The 1,797-nt window shown below is 47.2% G+C and carries 2 protein-coding genes; both read right to left on the minus strand.

The genetic code is table 11. The features are described from left to right. Window positions 1-324 precede the first annotated feature (324 nt). Entirely contained in the window at window positions 325-705 is a 381-nt protein-coding gene (gene hypA, locus F6K51_RS36655; RefSeq protein WP_293030926.1) for a hydrogenase maturation nickel metallochaperone HypA, read from the minus strand. Between the two features lie 15 nt (window positions 706-720). After that, on the minus strand, window positions 721-1,797 hold a 1,077-nt coding region (locus F6K51_RS36660; protein WP_293030928.1), incomplete at its 5' end, for an agmatinase family protein.

Here is a 1,797-nt window from a genome sequence, read left to right on the forward strand (position 1 = left end):
TCCATATATACCAAAACTTTGAAAAAAACTTTAAAAATCTACCAAATTTAACCGGATTAACGGGGGCTTTACCAAAATAAAATGATCTAAATTCATACTTCAATGTCTTGATGAAGCGCCTCAAAAAAATCCTTGATTATCTACCCAAAATCCCAGTTATTTATCTCAAAGTATGGATTTTGTCTACTTTGTCAAAAGTTAATAACAAATACCAAAAAGCGATCGCTTACAGCTCCTAGCGATCGCTTTTTGATTACCCTTCTAATCATTATTGGGGTAATTCATAAATCAATCTAATCGAGCAGGTTAATTTCCAGAGCTGCGTCAAAGCTCTGGTACATTGGGTTCAACAGCACAGCCACAGTATTCAAGTCGGTCAATCTTTAATTCTCGCCCAGAGCGGATGTCTTCCATCGGTGAGTTACATTCTGGGCAAGCGTATTGACTATCAATGTTAGGCCGATAGTCTTGTTGACAGTGATGGCAAAAGGCAATTAATGGGGTTTCCTGAATCACCAGTTTTGCACCAGACAAAAAGGTGTTGGAAATTTGAGCTTTAAAGGCGAATTCCAAACTCACCGGTTCGACGCCAGTGAACTGGCCTACTGTCAGATGGACGCAGGAAATTTTGGGTCGCTCTGGCTGTGCTTGCCACCAATTGCGCAAGGTCACAATTAGTGCCTTGGTCATGTCAGTTTCATGCATTGTTGAAATCCACCTTCAAGTCCACTCTACTAATTCCGGCTGCGCTTCTGGATGAATGTAGGAGGGTTTTTCCTGGCGCGGCAGTTGACCGGATAGCACTAAGTGCGCCATTGTGTCACAGATGACGCGAGTTGCCATCAGGGCAGTGATGTCGCTGATGTCATAAGGCGGCGAGACTTCTACTACTTCCAAACCGCAAACAGGAGCTTTCTCAACTATCTTGCCCAGTAGATACAGAGCTTCCCGGGGGAGGAGTCCGCCCGGTTCGGGCCAGCCTGTACCAGGAACAAAACCGGCATCGATACAGTCAATATCGAAGCTGATATAAATGCAGTCGGTACCGTCTAGTGCCCGTTCCAGGGCAAACTCTACCGCTGCGTCTAATCCCATTTCAGTGATATCGGTTACTGTCAGGATATTACTTGCCCGCTCCCGGCAAACTTTGACTCCCTGGCGAGGTACTTGCCAACCGCCAATGCCCAGTTGCACTAAGTTCTTGGCTGGAGCATTCCTCATGTTAGTTGCATGAAACCAAGGGCAGGTGTGCATCCGCTCATCCAGGTCGGTTTCCTGGGTATCTACATGGCGATCAAAGTGGATAATGCCAACTTTCTTGTCCCCTAAGTGCCGACAAATACCCCGAACCGTAGGAAATCCGATGGAATGATCCCCTCCCAAAATGATGGGAAATGCTCCAGAGCTGAAGATGTGAGCAATGCCTCTAGAAATCTGGTCAAATGACTTTTCGTTGTTAGCTGGAATGGTGAAAATATCTCCCACGTCACAGAGGGTAATTTGCTCTCGCAGGTCAATCCCCAACTCAAAGTTATAAGGGGTGTACAAGGCAGAAATGCGGCGAATGCCTTGGGGACCAAAGCGGGTTCCAGGGCGATAGGTGGTTCCCGAGTCGTGGGGAACCCCGACAATGGCTACATCGTATCCCTCAACCTGGCGAACATCTTCGAGATAAGGTGCTTTGAGAAAGGTATTGATCCCAGCGTAGTGAGGTAGTTCACCCCGCGAAAAGGTGGGAATAGTGCGATCGCTAATACTCTCTGCCGCTTCCAGCCCGTATTCGAGCCCCCTTGACAA

Origin of the sequence: Moorena sp. SIO3I8 (assembly GCF_010692325.1) — a bacterium.
Taxonomy (GTDB): domain Bacteria; phylum Cyanobacteriota; class Cyanobacteriia; order Cyanobacteriales; family Coleofasciculaceae; genus Moorena.

Bases quoted from the DNA above. Each gene is read 5' to 3' on its own strand.
- hypA (WP_293030926.1), bottom strand. From the start codon at position 705: ATGCATGAAACTGACATGACCAAGGCACTAATTGTGACCTTGCGCAAT.